The following is a 19570-nucleotide window of genomic DNA, read 5'->3' on the forward strand; positions in this document are numbered from 1 at the left end:
CCGGTCGGCGGTCGGTGTCCTTGACCCGTGTCTCCCGGGCTGATTCTCTGTGAACAAATATCCATTTTGTTTTCATGGTTTCAGGAGGCGTCGTATGGACGTCGATCTCGTCTCCGCACTCACCTCGCCAGAGCGCGACACCGCGCTCGAACGGCTGTGCGCCGGTCCCCCGGTCAAGACCGCCAGGTACTTCGACGGAACCGTGATCACGCTGGTCACCGGCTACGAGGAGATCATGGCGGTGCTGAGCGACCCCCGCTTCAGCAACGACCCGAGCAAGCAGACCACGTTGGACTTCTCGAGCGTGACAGGGATCCCCGAGGAGGTGCGGCCCTACTTCACGGCGGCGCTGGGCGCCCAGGACCCGCCGGACCACACGCGGCTGCGCCGGCTGGTCTCCAAGGAGTTCACCTTCCGGCGGGTGGAGCGGCTCAAACCACGGATCCAGCAGATCACCGACGAACTGCTCGACGCACTGCCCCAGGAGGCCGACCTCGTCACGGAACTGGCCTACCCGCTGCCGATCCGGGTGATCTGCGAACTCCTGGGCGTGCCGTTGGCGGACCAGGACCGCTGGCGCCGGTGGGCGCGGGGCATGAGCTCCTTGGACCCGGAGACCATGGCCGCCAGTTCCCGGGGCCTGGTCGCCTACATCCGGGAACTGGTCGCCGCCAAGCGCGCGGACCCGGGCGAGGACCTGCTGTCCGCCCTCGTCGCACACGATGAGCTGACCGAGGCCGAACTCCTCTCGCTGTCCCTGAGCATCCTGCTCGCCGGCCACGAGACCACCGTCGCGATGATCTCCGCCGGCGTGCTGATGCTGCTGGAGCACCCGCAACAGCGCGAGCGTCCGGCCACCTCACCGGAGGCGGTGGCCGATGCGGTGGAGGAGTTCCTGCGCTACAACGGGACCGCGGACGCAGGCGTGTTCCGCTACACCTTGGAGCCGGTGGAGCTGGGAGGGACCACCATCCCCGCCGACAAGCCGGTGATGCCCCTGTACTTCGCCGGCAACCGGGACCCGCGCACCTACGAGCAGCCGTTCGAACTGCGGCTCGACCGTGGACGGGCCGACCACCTCGCCTTCGGACACGGCATGCACTACTGCCTCGGTGCCGCGCTGGCCCGCGCGGAGCTGCACATCGTCTTCACCGAGCTCCTGCGCCGCTTCCCCCAGCTCGCCCTCGCCCAGCCCGAGGCGCCGCCCCACTGGAAACCCGGACCGTCGCGTGCACTGGACACCCTCCCGGTACGGCTCACCTGAGCACCCGGACCACGCGCGATCACGCTTTCGAAGAGGAACGAACCCTTGCCACCCACGTTCACCCCGGAGGAGAGGGAACGCGTCGCCGGCATCCTCCTGGAGACCGGCCTTCGGCTGTTCACGGCCCAGGGCCTGCGCAAGACCTCCCTGGCGGAACTGGTCGCCCCGGCGGAGATCGCCAAGAGCTCCTTCTACGCTTTCTTCGATTCCAAGGAGGCCCTCTACCTCACGCTCATGGAGCGCCAGATGGGCGAAGTACACAAGCGGGTGATCGAGGACGCCCTGCTGAGTACGGCCGACACCCGGGAGGCGCTGCGCCGCTTCCTGCACGCCACTGTCGCCGAGCTGTCCACCAATCCCCTCTATCAGCGCCTGGCCACCCACCCGGAGGAAATGGCCGCGGTCACCCGGAAGGCCTCGGCGGAGCCGCCCCCGATGGGACCGGACAGCCCGATCGCTGCGTTGAACGACTTCGTCACCGCCCGCCGGGCCGAGGGGGAGTTGATCGGAGCCGATCCGGCCGCGATCGTGGGAGTCCTCCAGACCGTGCTGCTGCTGCCCGTCAACACCGAACACCTGTCCTCCCCCGAGCAGTACCAGCAGACCCTCGAACTCGTCATCGACCTCGTCGTCTCGGGGCTGGCCCCGAAGAGAGGGCCCCGGCCCTGAGAGCGCTCCTGCTCACCCAGGGCACACGCGGCGGCGCCCAGCCCTTCCTCGCTCCGGCCCCGGCCCTGGAGACCCCCCGGTCACACGGCCCTCGGTGTCGGGTACGCCCTCGCCCGCCCCAGGGCCGGACCAGGGTCGTCGTCGCCCCGGTGGGCGCCAGGGTGGAACCGGGCGGGATCCTGGTGGCACCGACCGTCTACGGATCGACGGCACAGCGGGGACCATCGCCCTGCTCGACGCCCCCTTCTGCCAGATGCTGTGTCAGTCGGGCTCGGCCGACAGTGCCCCCACTTTTGGGGCGGATGGGGCCGGCCGTCTCACGCCGGATCGCTGGAGCGCACCCCGGTGATCTCGTTGTTGCGGAAGGCGTCCACGAACAGGGCGTGGTCGGCGCGCACCTGCGCGGCGTAGCGGTGGGCGAAGCGGGTGCACCATTCGGTGAACTCGCGCTCCTTGCCGGCCAGGGAGGCGGCGATGCCGTCCTCGGTCTCGCCGCGGACCAGGGCCGCGTCGGCGTAGGTGTCGGAGACGCAGTGCGCCTTGGCCGTGGCCCGGCCCAGGTAGTCCAGCACCGGGGCGATGTCGGCGGGCTCGGTGAGGTCGTCCCACTCCAGGTCGTCGACGTAGGGCGAGAGTTCGCTGACCACGTAGCCCTCGCCGTTGATGTCGGTGTGTCCCAGCAGCGGGTCGGCGTGGGCCTGCAGCGCGCGCTGTGAGACCGCGGTGCGGTGGCCGTGGTGGTGGAACTGCTCCATGATCTCGCGGTCGGAGACCACCCGGGAGGGGGCGGCGATGTTGCCCTGCTTCATGGAGAGCACGAAGTCGTTCTCCCACGCTTCGGTGGGGCCCTCGATGAGAACGTTGTAGGCGGGCAGTCCGGCCGATCCGATGCCGAACCCGCTCTTGCCGACGATGTCCTTGATCCGGTACGCCAGCGGGTCGTAACGCTGCTCGGGCGGGATGGTCTCGAGGTACTCGGCGAAGGCGGCCGCGACACGCTCGTACTCGTCGCGGCCGAGCCGCCGAACCCCTGGTCCGTTGCGGAAGACCGCCTCGTACCCGTCCAGAGTCGTCATGGACCGCAGCATCTTGAAGCGGCTGTTCATGCGCGCCTGCTGCAGCACTTCGTGCACGGTGCCTTCGGTGTTGCCCAGACGCAGCGAGAACTCGTCGTCGTTGTCGTGCTCGGCGAAGGTGGCGACCTGGTCGACGTAGGCGTTGACGTAGCGCGGAACCAGGGCGCTGATGTCGTCGTCGGAGAGTGCTTTCTGCCAGCCCAACAGGGCGATACTGGCGACGAAGCGCAGCAGGTCCCAGGTGAAGTGCCCCAGGTAGGCCTCGTCGAAGTCGTTGATGTCGAAGACCAGTTGGCCTTCGGAGTTCATGTACGTGCCGAAGTTCTCGGCGTGCAGGTCCCCCTGGATCCACACTCGGGAAGTGCGCTGGTCGACCCAGGGGTCGTCCATGTCGATGGTGTCGGCGTAGAACAGGCAGGCGCTTCCCCGGTAGAACGCGAAGGGGTCGGCGGCCATCTTGCGGAACTTGCCGCGAAAGGCCCGGGGGTCGGCAGCCATGAGGTGGGAGAAGGCGTTCTCGAGGGTCTGGACGATGTGGTCGCGCCGCTGGGGGGAGCTGTCGGGAGGGGTGTCGATGTCGAACATGGGCTCAGGATGCATGCACGACTGCCATAGTGCACATCGGTCGGTTTACTCCGTCCCGTGCTGCGGCCGTCCGGTGGTGGGGCCGCCTCGCTTCCGGCCTCAGAAGGCGGGAACCGTGCTCGAGAGCACCACGTGGACGGTGGTGCCGCCCAGGATGCTCAGCAGCGCGTTACCGCGCCACAGATGCAGGCCCACGGTGGTGGCCAGGGCGGTCAACGGCACCAGGGACTGCGGCTGCGGCAGGGGCAGGTCGCTCAAGGAGTAGACGACCAGGATGATCATGACCCCGGCGGGCATGCGGGTACTGAGGTAGTCCACGGTGTCGCCGGTGCGCAATGTGGACAGGGCGACGAAGGGCAGGGCACGCAGCCCCCAGGTGACGGCGGCGGTGGCCAGGACCGCGGCGATGGCGAAGTGGGTCTCAGACACGGCTGGGCCTCCTGCGGGTGATGAGGTGGCGTCCCAGGAGTGCGGCTGCGAAGAGCGCGAGGGCGGCCACGAGCATCTGGTCGGGAAAGAAGATCAGGGCGATCAGGGCGCTCCCGAGTGCGAGCACGGGGGTGGGCACGTCACCGCGGGTGTCCTTCAGGGCGTCGAGGGCCAGCACGGTGAACAGGGCTGTCAGGGCGAAGTCCAGACCCTGGACGCTGTCGGGGATGAAGCCGCCCAGCAGGGCTCCGGCGGTCGCGCCGCCCACCCAGTACATGTGCATGCAGAACTGCGACCACAGGATGCGCCGGCCCGGCCAGGTGCGGGCCTGCTCGCCGGTGGCCAGGGCATAGGCCTCGTCGCTCAGCGCGAAGGTGGCGTAGGCCTTGCCCGCCCGGCTCCTGATCCGGTGCAGCGGGAAGGACAGCGCGTAGAACACGTGCCGGAAGTTCACCATGAACGCGGCCGCGGCGATGGCGGTCAGCGGGGCCGTTGCGGTGACCATCCCGATGAGCAGGAACTCGAAGGACCCGCCGTAGATGAGCAAGGCCGACAGGCCCGCCCACCACCAGTCCAGATCCGCCTGGACCACGAGGACCCCGTAGGTCAGGCCGATCGGGACGAAACCCAGCCCCACCGGAGCGGAGTCGAGGAAGGCGACCCGCAGGTCAGGACTGATACGCATAATGAAATTATAGGAAAGATTTCACCTCATATGGTTACACCTTTAAAGCATATGCTGGCCCTATGAGCAATGAACATATACTCGATCCGGTTGATCGCGAAATTCTGTTCCAACTGCGCCAGGAAGGTCGGCTTTCCAACGTCGAGTTGGCTCGGCGGGTGGGTCTGACCCCGCCTCCCTGCCTGCGCCGGGTCAAGCGCTTGGAGGAGGCGGGCGTCATCACCGGGTACCGGGCCGTCGTCGACCCCGCACAGCTGGGTCGGGGGCTGGAGGTACTCGTCGACGTGGAGATCTACGCGACCGACCGCGCCACCGTCCAGGAATTCGAGGAAACCGTCGCCGGCTACGAAGAGGTCATCGAGTTCCGCCGCTTGTACGGCCGCCCCGACTACTTCCTGCGCGTGGCTGTGGCCGACCACGCCGCCTACGACACCTTCCTCTCCGACCGGCTGACCGGACTGCTGGCCGTGCTGCGCGTGGAATCGCGGCTGACCATGAAGCACATCAAGACCGATCGCTGAACAGCTCTTCGGCCGGGGCTCCTGGTGAGGCATGACGACGGCGCCCCAGCGGGAAGTATCCCCAGCAGGTCACCGCCGGTCCGCCGTGAAGGACACGGACCGGTCGGATGTGCCCGGGGTTCTTCGCTCACCTCGGGCACGGACTTCCCCGCCCGAGTGGCTGGGAAAGCGGTGCGGATCGAGGTTCGCCTCGGCCGGTTCGGCCGGTGCGGCCGTGAGGAGGGCGAGATGAGCCGACGCAGTGAGGGCCGTCGGGCCCCCGCCGCCACCGAGGTGCGCGGTGCCCGCGTACACAACTTGAAGAACATCGACGTCGACGTCCCGCTGGGTGAGCTGGTCGCCGTCGCCGGTGTCTCCGGTTCGGGCAAGTCCTCGCTGGCCATGGGGGTGCTCTACGCGGAGGGCGCGCGGCGTTACATCGAGGCGCTGTCGACCTACACCCGCCGGCGCATGGCGCAAGCGGCGCGGGCCGACGTCGACCGGGTCGAACACGTCCCGGCCGCGCTGGCTCTGCGGCAGCGGCCCGGCGTGCCCGGCGTACGCTCGACCTTCGGCACCTCCACGGAGCTGCTCAACGTGGTCCGGCTGATGTTCTCCCGGTTGGGCTCCCACCTCTGCCCCAACGGTCACCGCCTGCCGCCTTCTCTGCACGTGGCGACCGAGGACCCGATGGTCTGCGGCGAATGCGGGGCCGAGTTCCACGCCCCCGAGGCCGAAGAGTTGGCCTTCAACTCGGAGGGGGCCTGCCCCACATGCCAGGGCACCGGAACCGTCCGAGAAGTCGACGACGCCTCACTGATCCGGGACGAGTCGATGACCATCGACGACGGCGCGGTGATCCCCTGGCAGATGTACGGCTTCAAGGTCCAGCCGCAGATCGCCCGCGAGTTCGGGGTCCGCACCGATGTGCCGTGGCGGGATCTGACCGAGTGGGAGAAGGCCCTCGTCCTCGACGGTCCCGAGGAGAAGAAGCACATCACCGTCACCACGAAGAACGGTGTGCACGAACTGGACTTCACTTTTCGCAACGCCCGGCTGACCGTGACCGCTGAGCTCGAACGCGCGAACGACGAGAGGCGGCTGGCCCGGGTGAGCCGCTTCCTCATCGAACGCACCTGCCCGACCTGTCACGGGACACGGCTCTCCTCTGCAGCTCGTGCACCGTTGATCGGGGACAGGGATCTGGCCGACGTCACCGCCCTGGCTCTGGAGGACGTGCTCGACTGGGCGCCGGGCATCGTCGACGGGATGCCCGACGAGATGCGTTCCATGGCCCACAGCCTGGTCGAGGCCCTGCTCCGGATGGCGCGGCGGCTGATCGAGCTGGGACTGGGTTACCTCTCCCTGGACCGTGCCGGAGCGACCCTGTCCACCGGGGAGCGCCAGCGTGTCCAGCTCGCCCGTGCCGTGCGCAACGAGACCACGGGGGTGCTCTACGTGCTGGATGAGCCCTCGATCGGCCTGCACCCCTCCAACGTCCACGGGTTGCAGGGCGTCATCGATGACCTGCTGGCCGAGGGCAACTCGGTGGTGATGGTCGACCACGACGTGCAGGTGCTGCGCGCGGCCGACCATCTGATCGAGATCGGGCCCGGTTCGGGCCATGAGGGCGGGACCGTGATCTCCGAGGGATCGGTGGCGGAGGTGGGCCGCGACCCGGACTCGCTGATCGGAGGCTTCCTCACCGGCCGCGAACGGGTCGTGGCGCGCGAACGGGCAGAGCCGGAGCGGGTGTTCGACCGTGGCACGCTGCTCATGCGCACCGGTCCGGTGCACACCGTGCACGCCCTCGACGCCGAGATCCCGCGCGGGAGACTGACCGGGATCACCGGAGTCTCCGGCTCCGGCAAGACCACCCTGGTCCTGGAGAGTCTCGTCCCCTCCCTGCGGGCCGGCCAGGCCAGGGGCCGGGCCCGCCGGCCCGAGCACGTGAAGGAACTGGAGGCCGGTGGGATCGAGAAGGTCGACATGGTGGACGCGACCCCGATCGGCATCAACGTCCGCTCGACCGTGTCCACGTACGTCGGCGTGCTGGACGAACTGCGGCGCGCCTACGCGCGGCTGGACACGGCCCGGGCCGACGGGCTCGGGGCGGGGGACTTCTCCTACAACACCGGCTCGCTGCGCTGCCCCCGTTGCGAAGGCACCGGGGAGATCTCCTTGGACGTGCAGTTCTTGCCCGATGTGGACATCGTCTGTCCCGCCTGCGAGGGATGCCGCTACGGACCGGAGGCCGATGAATACCTCCGCCCCTCCGCCGGAGGAGCGGAGGAGCTGCCGCTGCCGCAGCTGCTGTCGCTGACGGCGGCCGAGGCGGTCGAGCACGTCGGCGACCTGGAGAAGGTGCGCGCCAAGCTCGATGCCCTGATCCACGTCGGGTTGGGTTACCTCACGCTCAACGAGGCCACCCCGGCGCTGTCCGGGGGCGAGGCGCAACGGCTGAAACTGGTCTCGGAGCTCGACCGGCGCCAGGGGCGGACGCTGTTCGTCTTCGACGAGCCCACCGTGGGGCTGCATCCCCTGGACGTGCGCGTGCTGATCGGGGTGTTGCAGAGACTGGTGGACCAGGGCGGGACGGTGGTCGTGATCGAACACGACCTGGACCTGATCGCCAACGCCGACCACATCATCGACATGGGGCCGGGCGGCGGCGCCGACGGCGGGCGCATCGTCGCGACCGGGACCCCCGAGGAGCTCGCGGACGACCCCGCCAGCATCACCGGCCGGTACCTGCGCGGCCACATGAGAGGCCGCTGACCACGGGCAAAGGACCGCACACTCGGGCCACGCGCGTTCAGGGATCCTCGTGCTTGAAGGAGTCGGCCGACCGCGAACTGGCCGTCCACACCGATGTGGGCGGGATCTCGCGGCCGGCTCAGGCCTCATGGGAACGAACGGCGACCAGGGCGGCCTCCACGCGGTTCCGGGCGCCGGTGGTGCGGAGGATCGAGGAAACGTGCACCTTGACGGTCCCCTCCGCGAGGAACAGGTCGGCGGCGATCTCCGCGTTGGACAGTCCCCGCCCGATCAGGCGCAGGACCTCCTGCTCACGAGGTGTGAGCTCTTCGAACTGGACACGGGCCCGCTGGGTCTCACTGAACGACGCGGCGAGACGGCCGTCCAGGAGCCGACGGGCCACGGCCGGGGAGAAGAACGCCCCTCCGCCGGCAACAGCACGCACACCCATGAGCAGCTCGTGCGGGTCACCGGATTTCAGGACGAACCCGGAAGCTCCGAGGCGGACGGCCTCTTCGATGTAGTCGTCCTCACCGAACGTGGTGACGAACAGGCACGGGACAGTGACACCCGCACGACACAACTCACAGAACACCTCCAGACCGGACATGTCCGGCATGCGGATGTCCAGCAGCACAGCGTCGAGTCGATGGGTACGGACAGCGGTCAGCCCGTCGAGTCCGGTGCCGGCCTCGGCGACGACGTCGTTCCCGGGGTCTGTGCTCAGGATTCCGGTGATACCGGCACGCACGAGCGGCTCGTCGTCGACGACCAGGATTCTTGTGGGCCGGGGCTGGTGCGTCGTCATCGGGAATCCGACCGGACGTAGTGGGTGGAGGTGACGGCACCGTCGGAGAAGCAGATCCGGTGGACGTCCCCGGATCTGTCGTCGAGCGGGACCGCTGTGACGGCGTAGTCGTGGCACTCGGTGCCGGGCCCCGTCTCGGGCCGCGGCAGCAGTCCGTGCTCGGGCAGCAGGTGCTCCGTCTGTCCACGCGAGTCACCGACACGAATCTGCGCATAGTCCTCGGCGGGGAGCAGGGCACGGCGTGCCTCGGACGTCATGACGATCTCGACCGCCCCGAGAACAGCGACGATGACGAGAGCGGTGACTGCCAGAATGACACGACCGCGCCGTTCGGCTCCGCTCCTCAACACGGTCTCCAGGTCTTCGTCGTCCAGCACGGCCGAGTCGTCGGCGTCACTCCTGGTCACGGGCCGGGAGGGCAATCTGGCACGCAACACGAACTCCCCGTCGCCATGCTGTGTCTGCAGATACCCACCGACCCCCTGGAGATGGCGGTCCAAGGCCGAGAGCCCTGTTCCGGTCCCGTCCATGGCCGATGAGGTGTCGGCGAGAGCATTACGTGCGGTGACGTACAGCTGGTCCCCGGATGCGGAGATGTCGAGGGTGACCGGCCGTCCTGACGCGTGCTTGGTCGCGTTGGTCACGGTTTCCTGAAGCACTCTGACGAGTGTCACCTGATCGAAGTCGCCCAACCGTTCGGCCGAAGGCATCGCTTTCACTCTGAGATCGGCACCTGCCCGGCGGGCCTGCTCCAGTAGATCGGTGATGTCGGCGCGGCGCGGCAGGCCGGGTGCGGCACCACTGCGCAGTGATCCCACCGAGGCGCCGAGCCGCCCGACAGCCAGGGAGAGTTCACGGCGCGCGGTGGCCACCGACTCCCGGGCAGGAGGGGTCAGCGTGGGGTCGACTTCGAGCCGTCCGAGGTTCAATGCGACCAGGCTCAACGCGTGCCCCAGATCATCGTGCAGGGACTCCGCCAACCCGAGCCGTTCGGCGTCGCGCTCCCGTAACAAGGCCGTACGCCGCTGACGGCGCTTTTGGATCACACGTGCTTCGGCTTGATGGCGTACCTGAGTACGCAATCGCCAGGCCGAGCCGATCAACCAGGGGACCCCCGCACGCGTGAGCGCGGAAAGCGTCTCTCGCGTGGTTTCCTGCCATCCCGTGGCGCCGACTGCGACACCGACCGCGCTCATGAGCAACAGGAGCAGGAACGCCGCCGCACCTCGCCCCACACCGTCAGGTCCCCGGCCGACCGCGAAGGCGACCAAGGCGGTCAGTAGTGCCGTTACCGGTCCGGGCTGGGGCCGCAGAGCGAGCACGGCCAACACGACCGCAGCGCCTGCGCCGAACAGATGGCGGACCCATCTCGGAGAGGTGCTAGTCATGCTGCCGATTGTCTCCGACCTGCGCCGGCGAGTTGTCCGTCACAGGGACGATTCCCGACTCACCGAGTACGACCAGGGTCATAGAGGGCTCACGTCCCAGGGCTGATCCGGAGCGGCACCTCCCTTCCTAGGGTTATCGACCATGAACGTTCCAGCGCCGGACACCACTGTTCCGGCCACCGAACTCGACACCAAACCCGCAGAAGGAACAACCGGATGATAGAAGTCGAAAACCTCACGAAGAAATACGGCACCACCGTCGCCGTCGAGAACCTGAGCTTCACAGTTCCCGATGGCTCCGTCACGGGGTTCCTGGGACCGAACGGCGCCGGGAAATCAACCACCATGCGGTGCCTGCTCGGGTTGGACCGACCGAACTCCGGAAAAACCCTTTTCGATGGACTCCCCTTTCACGGTCATTCCTGTCCGGTCGAGGCCGCGGGCGCGGTGCTCGACGCTTCCTGGTACCACCCGGGCCGAACGGGACGAGGACATCTACAGGTGGTTGCGGCATCCGCCGGCTTGCCGCCCGCCCGGGTGGGCGAGGTTCTCGATGCAGTGGGGCTGGGTGCGGCCGCTCACCGACGGATCCGGGGCTACTCCCTCGGTATGAAGCAGAGACTGGGGTTGGCGACGTCCCTGCTGGGAAACCCGCGAAACCTCGTCCTCGACGAGCCAGCCAACGGCCTGGACCCTGAAGGGGTGCACTGGATGCGTTCCGTACTGCGCCGGAACGCCGACGACGGCCGCGCCGTCCTGGTCTCCTCACATCTGCTCTCGGAGATGCAGCTCGTCGCCGACCGGCTGGTGGTCGTGGGCCGGGGCCGACTGATCTGTGAGTCCGGGATGGCGGAGTTCCTGGATCGACACAACGGGAAGACGATCGTGCGGACCGACGCCGACGAGGTTCTCGAAAGGTGTCTGCGCGAGATCGGCGTGGCCGTGACCAGAAGGCCGGACGGGTTGAACGTGACCTACAACAGCGTTGTTCCCGATGCCTCGGCGCTGTCCCGCCTGTGCCGGGACCTCGGGCTGCTCGTCACAGCGCTCGGTGATGAACCCGTCGGCCTGGAGGAAATCTTCCTCGAGCTCACCGAGAACGCCTCCGTCTACCGTGCTCATAACTGAAGGAACAAGGTGTATCACTCACTGAGGGCTGAAATCGTGCGGCTGTGGACTCTACGCTCCACGGCGGTTCATTCCGCACTTCTGATCGGATCCTGTTTCGGGCCGATAATCCTGATGACGTTTCTGTACGACATCGAGTACCAGGGACCGATCGATGCAGGCGACCTTGGGAAATGCGCGAGCATCTTCCATATGTTGGCTGTCGTGTTCGCCGGCGCTTCCACGGCCACCGAGATCCGGAACGGTTCCACGGAGATCTCCTTCCTGACCCAGCGCCGACGGTGGACGTCCTTCGCTGCGCAGCTTCTGGCCACCTCGTCGTTCCTGTCCCTGACATATGTCATCGGCATGGCTCTTGCGCTCGTGGCCGCACAGTTCTATCCGGACGGGCTCATCATGTCCGCCAAGGGCTGGGGCTATCTGGGTGTCTACCTGTCGATCATCCTGGTGTGGGGCGTAGTGGCGATGTCCCTCGCCGTACTGACCCGCTCGGTCGCCGCGGCGATCGCCGTCCCCTTGGTGTGGATGCTGCTCCTGGAGCAACTGATGTCAATGGTTCCGATGCTCGCCCCCGTCATGGGCTGGATGCCCTTCTCCGCCGGGATGGAGCTGCTCGGTCGAGTACTCGCGGAGTCGCCGGTGGCGGCCGGTTCCGTACCGGCCGTAGTCGTCCTCTCCGGGCTGGCGTCGATGTTCTCGGCCGTGGGGTTCCTCTGCCACACTCGCCGTGATGTGCCTGGCTGACACGAGGGAGTTCGACCAATACCTGTGTCCCGGCCCGCACGGTCCCGAAAAGGACCGCACGCTCGGGCCACCCGCGTTCAGGGATCCTCGGCCCGCTCCCGGCGGGAGCGTTCCTCGAGGACCCCGACGAAGGCCGAGGCCACCAGAGCCACGGCGCGGTCGCCGTCATGGACCAGCCTGCGCAGGACCTCCTGTGCGGCGGGCCCCGCGAGCTCGACCAACGCCTGGGTGAGGCGGATCCGCGTCGCGGTGTCCGCGGCGGGCGCGCCGAGTTCGCCGGCCAGGGCGGCCGTGATCCGGTCCGCACACCCCGATTCCCGGGACAGCGTCCTCAGGATCTCGGCCGCGTCCACGTCGTTGGACCCCTCGACCACCATGCCGACGAGCGCGGGCACGACCACAGCCTCGCCGTGCTTGCCCAGGGCCAGGGCCGCGTGCCTGTGCACCTGCCGGTCCGGGTCCCCGAGGGCCTCGGTGAGCGCGGCCACCGCACCCGGGGACCCGGGCAGTTCGGCCAGCGCGCGTACCGCGCGCCGCCGGATGCGGACGTCCTCCGAACGCGCGCCGGTCTCCAGCGCCGCCACGGTGTCGCCGTCCGATCGGGCGAGCGCCCAACGCAGGGCGCCCGCGACGTGGGGATCGTCTTCGGTCAGGACCGCTTCGACCAGCAGCTCGGCGGGGACCGGTTCCTCCTCCGGCCGGGCCAGGACGGTCTGCTGCCTGCGTGCGGCGTCGGCCGAGTCGAGCCCCCGCAGGAGTTCCACGACGCGCAGCACGCCCTGCCATCCGGTGGGTGCCGATGCGTCGATCGCACGGAGCCGCTCGAGCAGCTCCTGTTCCCGTGCCAGGCGGTCCTCCGTCCACCGGATGAGGTCACCGACCAGGGCGGCCGGTGTGAAGGACGGGTCCTTCAGCGCGCGCTCGATCTGCTTCAGGGAGAGCCCGAGGGACCGCAGGCTCTCGACGTGGAAGATCCTGCGGACGTCCTCGAGGGAGTACTCGCGGTAGCCGCCGGCGGTGCGTCCGGTCGGCCGCACCAGCCCCAGAGTGTCGTAGTGCCGGAGCATCCGGGCGCTCACCCCGGAGCGGCGGGCCACCTCACCGATCAGCAATCCGCGGCCTTCGGGGGACGGGCGGGCTCCGTCGTCCCGGTACCCGCAGACGCAGCCTCGGCAGCGGCGGCGGCAGCAGCACGTTCCGGGCCGAGTGTGACCATACGTTCGGCCTCTTCGACCGCCGCGTCGAAACCGGCCTCCGGGTCCTGCAGGAGCAGTTCCGTGGCGCGGGCGTGCGCGACCACCCCCGGGTCGGGGTTCAGCGCGGCCCTCTCCAGAACCGGCCCGATCACGTCACCGAGATCGACGAGGGCCCGGCTCAGGCTCAGGCGCACGCTGCGGTCGCCCCGTCCGAACTGCAGGGCCAGTTCGTCGGCCAGTCGCTCCTTCGTCCCCTCCTCCTCGGGCACCAGGACGACCGCGACGCGCCATGCGGTGCGAGCGACCCCGTCGTCGGTGTCGCGCAGCACGGCTCGGGTGACCCAGGGCCACGCGTTCCTGTCGCCGATCTTGGAGAGCAGGTGCAGCGCCTGGCTGCGGGCCTGGGGGCGTTCGGAGACGAGTTCCTGGCGGATCCGGGGCAGGGTGGCCTCCGGTGAGAGCCGGGTCAGTGCCCAGCACAGCATGTCTCGCACGTAGAAGTCCGGTTCGACCGCGCACCGCTCGACGAGTACCTCCAGGAACACGGGGTCGGGGTTCGAGCCGACCGCCATGGCCGCCCGGAGCCGGACCGACGTGTCGTCGCTCTCCAAGGCCCGGGCCACACGGGCGTTCTGCGGGTTCGTGTTGATCGCGACCACCTCCTGCGCCCAAGTGAAGACCTTGTCACGGTGTCAAGGTCAAGTCCGGGTCCGAAGGGCCGGGAGAGCGCTCACCCGCTCGCCGGCCGGCTCGGCGCCGGCTTCGTCCACGGAGGTCGCCGCGGTCGGCCGTGGAGGCGGGCCGCGGCGTACCGGTTCACGCGGGAACGCTCAGCTCCCCGCCCTCTTCGAGTGGTTCAGGGCCAGCAGGCCCACCAGGTCGTAGGCCACATGCGAGGCGGCCGTGGAGGTGATCTGCGCGTGGTCGTAGGCGGGAGCGACCTCCACCACGTCGGCGCCCACCAGGTTCAGGTCGCACAACCCGCGCAGCATCTCCAGCAGTTCCCGGCTGGTGATCCCGCCGGCTTCGGGGGTCCCGGTTCCGGGGGCGTGGGCGGGGTCGAGGACGTCGATGTCCACGGAAACGTACAGCGGCCGGTTTCCGATGCGTTGGCGCAGGGCGTCGGAGATCTCGTCCACGCCCTTGCGCATGACGTCGGCGGCGGTGACGATCCCGAAGCCGAAGCGGCGGTCCTCCTCCAGGTCGCGTTTGCCGTAGAGCGGGCCCCGGGTTCCCACGTGCGCGATGGCTTCGGTGTCGAGGATGCCTTCCTCCACGGCCCGGCGGAACGGGGTGCCGTGTGTGTAGGGCTCGCCGAAGTAGGTGTCCCAGGTGTCCAGGTGGGCGTCGAAGTGCAGCATCGCGATGGGACCGTGCTTGCGGTACAGGGAGCGCAGCAGCGGCAGCGCGATGGTGTGGTCGCCGCCCAGGGTCACGAGCCGGGTGCCCGCGTCGACGAACTCCGAGGCGCCCTGGTCGAGCGTCTCCACCGCGTCCCCCACGGAGTACGGGTTCACGGGGATGTCACCGCCGTCGACGACCTGGAAGCGTTCGAACGGGGCCACCTCCAGCCCCGGGTGGTAGGGGCGCAGCAGACGGCTGGCCTCACGGATCGCGGAGGGGCCGAAACGGGCGCCGGGGCGGTAGGACACGCCGGTGTCGAAGGGCACGCCGACGACGGCGGCGTCGGCATGCCCGACCTGGTCGATGCGGGGAAGGCGGGCGAAGGTCGCGGGGCCCGCGAAGCGCGGGACGAGGCTGGAGTCCGTGGGGCCGATCGGTGTACTCATCGGATCGCTCTTCCTGTCGTCGTCGACGTGGGTCCCGTGCGTGGTTCGGCCGTTCCCGGACGCCTGTGGCACGGTCGTGGTTCCGGTCAGCGTAAGGAGCCGCCCGCCCCCGTTCCAGTGGCCGAACCGTACGGTTTCGGGGCAGACTTTGGACGAACCGTCCACAGCCCGGGGTCACCGGAGGTGTGGGAAGCGCCCGGATGCGGGCAGCCGCGCCGGGGCGAGGACCCGTGGGAGTTTCCACCGGGCGCGGGAACGACGGAGGAACCATGGCCGGGAAGAAGGGGCGGGCCGAGAGCCGCAACGTCCCGCTGAGCGTGATCACCGACCGCCGCGACCTGGGTCTTCACACCCTCGTCGACGCGGGCGACCCGGGCATCGCTTGGGCGGTCGCCAGTGAGCTGACCGACCCCGCCGCGTACTTGCGCGGCGGCGAGCTCCTGCTCACCGCCGGGATCGACATGTCCGGGAGCGCGGAGCAGATCCGTGACTACGTGGCCTCCCTGGTGCGCGTCGGTGTGGGCGCCCTCGGGTTCGGGGTCGCACCGTTCCACCGGTCCGCCCCCACTCCCTTGGTCGAACAGTGCAGCGCACAGGGCCTGCCCCTGCTGGAGGTGCCCGCACCCACACCTTTCGCCGCGGTCAGCCGTGCGGTCGGTGAGGAGCTGGAGGAGCGCCACCTGCGCGATGTCCGCCGTCTGGGCGAGGCCCACCAGGAGTTGGCGCTGGCGGTCGGTGCACCCGCACCGGTGGAGCGGGTCCTTTCGGTGCTGGCCGCCTCCCTGGACGGTTGGGCCGCGCTCGACCCTGCCGACCCGGCCCTGCCTTCCCACCGGACCCCGGGTGCGCCCGCTCGCCCCGGCCCCGAGCTGCGGTTCCTGCTCGACAAGCTCAACGGCCCCTCCGGGCCCCGCAGCGCCAAGGCGACCAGCGGTGGTGACGAGGTCTTCCTGCACACGGTCGGCGCTCCGCAGGAGAGGCGGGGCGTGGTCCTGGTCGGCCGCACCGAGCCGTTGGGGATCACCGATCGCGCCGTCCTGCGCACCGCCACCGCCCTGCTCGATCTGCTGTCGCGCACGGGTGACGAGGAACCACCCGTCCCGGGGCCGGTGATCACCGGGCTGCTCCTGGACGGCGGGCTCGGCGAGGAGGCGGCGGCCGGGCTCGCCGGGCTCACCGACACCCGGACCGGCGGTCCGCACTCCCCCGTGCCCCGGTCGGCACCCGCGTCCGAGGGTGCCGGTCCGCGGAGCGGCGGTGTCCGGGGCCCGTCGGGTGGCCCCGGAACCCATCGGGTCCTGCGGACCGTTCCGGTGGCCCGGGGCCGCCACAGCGCCCTGGGGGAGCTGCCGTTGGAGACCTACCTGATCGACCGGGTACCGGAGGCCGGGGAGGGGCGGGCGCCGACGGTGCGCGCCGTCCTCACGGACCGTGGGGAGAGTGCCCACCGGGAACACCTGGACCTGCTGCGCTCCCACGGCTGGATCGCCGCGCTCGGCCCGCCCGCGTCACCAGAGGGCCTGCCGGGGTCCGACCGGAAGGCGGCCGCCCTGCTGGTGCGGGCCCGAGCGATGGGCGCCCCCCTGCTCTGGGAGCAGGACACCGACCCGTTCGAGGCCCTGATGGACCCCGGTGCTGCCGCCGCGCTCAGCCGTGAGCTCCTGGGGCCGCTGGCAGAGCGCACCGACACGGCCCGCTCCCTGCGCAGGACGCTGCGCACGTGGCTCGCCCGGCACGGCAACTGGGACCGTGCCGCGGCCGACCTGGGGGTCCACCGCAACAGTGTCCGCTACCGGATCGGCAAGATCGAGCGGGACACGGGTGTGGACCTGGCCGACGCCGAACAGCGCATGCGCCTGTGGTTCGCGCTCGGCCGCCACGGCTCCGAGGACTGAGGGCCGAGGACTCTCGGGCGAACACACCCGCGCGCCGACCGCCCGTCGGGAGGCCGTACCGCGCACAGAACCACGACGGTTCCGGACACACATCGTGCGATCCGTGTCCACCGCGGGAGCAAAAACCTCCAGCGGCCACGACAGAAATTCCGGAGAACCGCGGGAAATATTTTTTGTACAGGAAAATTGATGCCAAGACTGTTTTGACGTGGGGTTTCGGTGTGCTACTGTTACAGACAGTTGCAGTTTTGGTTCCCAAAGACTTCGGCGTACTCAGGGACTTCCTTGAGAGCGCTCTTGTTCGATTCGGCATTTCCGAGCGGGCAATCATTGCGGCAACTCCGGGAACACGCAGCGTGGTCCCGGGTACCGCCCCGAAGGAGATGTATTTTGACAACTGGCACCGTGAAGTGGTTCAACTCGGAAAAGGGTTTCGGCTTCATCGAGCAGCAGGACGGCGGACCTGACGTCTTCGCCCACTACTCGAACATCGCCGGCTCCGGCTACCGTGAACTGCTTGAAGGCCAGCAGGTGAGTTTCGACCTCACGCAGGGCCAGAAGGGCCCGCAGGCGGAGAACATCGTCGCCTCCTGAGGCTGATGACTCCCTGGAGCTGTGGCCCGCACCCAGAGTGCGGGCCACAGCCTTTTGTATGTACCTCTCCTCTACTGTGCGCCGGAGCTCCGCGCGGGTGAACCCGCTGCTCTCCGGCCACGCGCGCTCTCATTCCCTTCCGAGAAAGGCCGCACATGGACCGAACTACCGATGGCCGCAAGGACCGTTCATCGAACCGGGCCGCCCGCTCACGATCGAACGGCCGGAACACGCAAGGACGGACCGGCAGAGGAAAGGCCCCGTCCGCACAGCGCTCGGACTTCGCCCTGCCCGTGACCACCACCCCGCCCCTGCCCTCGGCCCCGACGTTCGCCGAGATGGACCTTCCCGGCTCTCTGAGCGCTGAGCTCACCGAGCTCGGGATGGAGGAGCCCTTCCCCATCCAGGCGGCAACGCTCCCGAACTCGCTGGCCGGGCGCGACGTGCTGGGCCGCGGACGCACGGGCTCGGGCAAGACGCTCGCCTTCGGGTTGGCGTTGCTCTCCCGGCTGACCGGCCGCACCGCCGCGCCGCACCAGCCCCTGGGCCTGGTCCTGGTACCCACCCGCGAGCTGGCTCAGCAGGTCACCGCCGCACTCACCCCCTATGCCCGCGCGGCACGGCTGCGCATCTCCACCGTGGTGGGCGGGGTCTCGATCGGCCGCCAGGCCGGTGCACTGCGTCGTGGCACCGAGATCGTCGTCGCGACGCCCGGCCGCCTCACCGATCTGCTCGAACGCGGCGACTGCCGGTTGGACCAGGTGGAGATCTCGGTCCTGGACGAAGCCGACCAGATGACCGACATGGGGTTCATGCCGCAGGTGACCCACCTGCTCGACCGCACCCTCCCCCACGGCCAACGGATGCTGTTCTCCGCGACGTTGGACCGCAACGTGGACCGTCTGGTCCGCCGCTACCTCCGCGACCCCGTGGTCCACTCCGTGGACCCCTCGGCCGGAGCCGTGACCACGATGGAGCACCACGTCTTCCAGGTCGGTGTGGACGACAAGCGTGCGGCCACGGCCAGGATCGCCGCCCGCGAGGGCCGGGTCATCATGTTCCTGGACACCAAACGGGCCGTCGACAAGCTGGTCTCGCACCTCCTCGCCAACGGGATCCGAGCCGGCGCCCTGCACGGGGGCAAGTCCCAGCCACAGCGCACCAAGGTCCTCGGACAGTTCAAGGACGGGCACGTCACTGCGTTGGTGGCCACCAACGTCGCGGCCCGGGGCATCGACATCGCCGACCTCGACCTCGTGGTCAACGTCGACCCGCCCCATGACCACAAGGACTACCTGCACCGTGGCGGCCGCACCGCGAGGGCCGGGGCCCCGGGCAGCGTCGTCACCCTGCTCCTGCCCCATCAGCGCCGGGAGATGTCGCGCCTGCTGGACACCGCCGGGATCGCTGCGAAGACCGTGAGCGTACGGCCGGAAGACGAGGAGCTCAGCCGGGTCACCGGCGCACAAGCACCTTCCGGGGTCCCCGTCACGATCACGGTGCCCGCCGACCGGCAGCCCCGGTCCGGCCAGGGACGGCGCCGACGCCCGGGGAACAACCGGCGGTTCGCACCGCGCAGGGCCGCCTGAGACCGGCCTGCGTGAGGCACGGTCAGGCCTCGTGACGGGTCAGGCCTCCTGGTCGGCGCGCATCTCGGCGTTGATGCGTTGGGCCTCCTCGAGCTGGTCCTCCAGAATGATGATCCGGCAGGCGGCATCCAACGGCGTGCCGCCGTCGACGAGCTCCCGGGCACGGGCCGCTATGCGCAGCTGGTACCGGGAGTAGCGCCGGTGCCCGCCGGAAGACCGCAGGGGCGCGATCACCTTGGTTCTGTCCAGGCTCCGTAGGAACCCGGGGGTCGTGCCCAACATCTCGGCGGCCCGGCCCATGCTGTAGGCCGGGTAGTCCTCGTCGTCGAACTTGCTGTCGATGTCCTGCGCTTCTGGACTCACTGCATCCTCTACAGGTTCGAGGCTCTCGGCGCGGAGACTCCGAGGGGCGTGGAGCGGACCGGTATCCTCCGCCACCCCGGCACCTCATATCTGCCGTACTCACAGGGTAC

General features: G+C 69.2%; 18 protein-coding genes. 9 read left to right on the forward strand and 9 right to left on the reverse strand.

Annotated features, from left to right (window positions below):
• Positions 1 to 94 precede the first annotated feature (94 nt).
• Both D473_RS24935 and D473_RS0115270 read left to right on the forward strand, forming a co-directional pair.
• The gene (locus D473_RS24935) at positions 95 to 1264 is read left to right on the forward strand and encodes a cytochrome P450 family protein (protein WP_017609931.1); all 1170 of its coding nucleotides are present in this window, start codon (positions 95 to 97) and stop codon (positions 1262 to 1264) included.
• A 45-nt stretch (positions 1265 to 1309) separates the two neighbouring features.
• A complete protein-coding gene (locus tag D473_RS0115270; RefSeq protein WP_017609932.1) occupies positions 1310 to 1933 on the forward strand; it encodes a TetR/AcrR family transcriptional regulator in 624 nt (207 codons plus the stop codon).
• A gap of 317 nt (positions 1934 to 2250) precedes the next feature.
• Here the strand turns inward: D473_RS0115270 and D473_RS0115275 are convergent, their stop codons facing one another.
• The 3 genes from D473_RS0115275 to D473_RS0115285 all read right to left on the reverse strand — a co-directional run bounded on the left by D473_RS0115275 (position 2251) and on the right by D473_RS0115285 (position 4708).
• Positions 2251 to 3594, reverse strand: a complete 1344-nt coding sequence (locus D473_RS0115275) for a DUF2252 domain-containing protein (RefSeq protein ID WP_026126985.1) — start codon at positions 3592 to 3594, stop codon at positions 2251 to 2253.
• A 99-nt stretch (positions 3595 to 3693) separates the two neighbouring features.
• Positions 3694 to 4023 (reverse strand): branched-chain amino acid transporter permease, encoded by a 330-nt coding sequence (locus tag D473_RS0115280; protein WP_017609934.1) that lies wholly within the window; start codon positions 4021 to 4023, stop codon positions 3694 to 3696.
• Positions 4016 to 4708, reverse strand: a complete 693-nt coding sequence (locus tag D473_RS0115285; RefSeq protein ID WP_017609935.1) for an AzlC family ABC transporter permease — start codon at positions 4706 to 4708, stop codon at positions 4016 to 4018. Before D473_RS0115285 ends, D473_RS0115280 begins: the two co-directional genes overlap by 8 nt.
• 62 nt (positions 4709 to 4770) lie before the next feature.
• Between D473_RS0115285 and D473_RS0115290 the strand changes: the two genes are divergently transcribed.
• Both D473_RS0115290 and D473_RS0115295 read left to right on the forward strand, forming a co-directional pair.
• Positions 4771 to 5229 (forward strand): Lrp/AsnC family transcriptional regulator, encoded by a 459-nt coding sequence (locus D473_RS0115290; protein WP_026126986.1) that lies wholly within the window; start codon positions 4771 to 4773, stop codon positions 5227 to 5229.
• Positions 5230 to 5457: 228 nt separating this feature from the next.
• The gene (locus D473_RS0115295) at positions 5458 to 7986 is read left to right on the forward strand and encodes an excinuclease ABC subunit UvrA (protein WP_026126987.1); all 2529 of its coding nucleotides are present in this window, start codon (positions 5458 to 5460) and stop codon (positions 7984 to 7986) included.
• A gap of 118 nt (positions 7987 to 8104) precedes the next feature.
• Here D473_RS0115295 and D473_RS0115300 read toward each other — a convergent pair whose 3' ends face one another.
• Together D473_RS0115300 and D473_RS0115305 are read right to left on the reverse strand one after the other, a co-directional pair.
• Positions 8105 to 8773: a response regulator gene (locus D473_RS0115300; RefSeq protein WP_017609938.1), complete on the reverse strand. Its 669-nt coding sequence runs from the start codon at positions 8771 to 8773 to the stop codon at positions 8105 to 8107.
• Entirely contained in the window at positions 8770 to 10161 is a 1392-nt protein-coding gene (locus tag D473_RS0115305) for a sensor histidine kinase (protein WP_083918021.1), read from the reverse strand. The genes D473_RS0115300 and D473_RS0115305 overlap by 4 nt, the downstream gene beginning before the upstream one ends.
• 216 nt (positions 10162 to 10377) lie before the next feature.
• On the opposite strand from D473_RS0115305, the gene D473_RS0115310 reads away from it, so the two are divergent.
• Positions 10378 to 11289, forward strand: coding sequence for an ATP-binding cassette domain-containing protein (locus D473_RS0115310; protein ID WP_026126988.1), 912 nt, complete (start codon positions 10378 to 10380; stop codon positions 11287 to 11289).
• Between the two features lie 114 nt (positions 11290 to 11403).
• Positions 11404 to 12033: a hypothetical protein gene (locus D473_RS0115315; RefSeq protein WP_017609941.1), complete on the forward strand. Its 630-nt coding sequence runs from the start codon at positions 11404 to 11406 to the stop codon at positions 12031 to 12033.
• 77 nt (positions 12034 to 12110) lie between these two features.
• Here D473_RS0115315 and D473_RS0115320 read toward each other — a convergent pair whose 3' ends face one another.
• The 3 genes from D473_RS0115320 to speB all read right to left on the reverse strand — a co-directional run bounded on the left by D473_RS0115320 (position 12111) and on the right by speB (position 15019).
• Entirely contained in the window at positions 12111 to 13145 is a 1035-nt protein-coding gene (locus D473_RS0115320) for a MerR family transcriptional regulator (RefSeq protein ID WP_017609942.1), read from the reverse strand.
• A complete protein-coding gene (locus tag D473_RS0115325) occupies positions 13139 to 13888 on the reverse strand; it encodes a HEAT repeat domain-containing protein (RefSeq protein ID WP_017609943.1) in 750 nt (249 codons plus the stop codon). The genes D473_RS0115320 and D473_RS0115325 overlap by 7 nt, the downstream gene beginning before the upstream one ends.
• Before the next feature lie 171 nt (positions 13889 to 14059).
• Complete coding sequence (speB, locus tag D473_RS0115330) at positions 14060 to 15019, reverse strand: agmatinase (RefSeq protein ID WP_017609944.1); 960 nt, start codon at positions 15017 to 15019, stop codon at positions 14060 to 14062.
• A 269-nt stretch (positions 15020 to 15288) separates the two neighbouring features.
• On the opposite strand from speB, the gene D473_RS0115335 reads away from it, so the two are divergent.
• The 3 genes from D473_RS0115335 (at position 15289) to D473_RS0115345 (ending at position 19097) form a co-directional block, all read left to right on the forward strand.
• Positions 15289 to 16914, forward strand: coding sequence for a PucR family transcriptional regulator (locus D473_RS0115335; RefSeq protein ID WP_017609945.1), 1626 nt, complete (start codon positions 15289 to 15291; stop codon positions 16912 to 16914).
• Between the two features lie 390 nt (positions 16915 to 17304).
• Positions 17305 to 17508, forward strand: coding sequence for a cold-shock protein (locus tag D473_RS0115340; RefSeq protein WP_017609946.1), 204 nt, complete (start codon positions 17305 to 17307; stop codon positions 17506 to 17508).
• A 155-nt stretch (positions 17509 to 17663) separates the two neighbouring features.
• On the forward strand, positions 17664 to 19097 hold the full coding sequence (locus D473_RS0115345; protein ID WP_017609947.1) for a DEAD/DEAH box helicase: 1434 nt from the start codon (positions 17664 to 17666) through the stop codon (positions 19095 to 19097).
• A gap of 39 nt (positions 19098 to 19136) precedes the next feature.
• Here the strand turns inward: D473_RS0115345 and D473_RS0115350 are convergent, their stop codons facing one another.
• Positions 19137 to 19460: a MerR family transcriptional regulator gene (locus D473_RS0115350; protein ID WP_017609948.1), complete on the reverse strand. Its 324-nt coding sequence runs from the start codon at positions 19458 to 19460 to the stop codon at positions 19137 to 19139.
• Positions 19461 to 19570: the final 110 nt, after the last annotated feature.

The sequence above is a fragment of the Nocardiopsis xinjiangensis YIM 90004 genome, assembly GCF_000341145.1.
GTDB lineage: Bacteria > Actinomycetota > Actinomycetes > Streptosporangiales > Streptosporangiaceae > Nocardiopsis > Nocardiopsis xinjiangensis.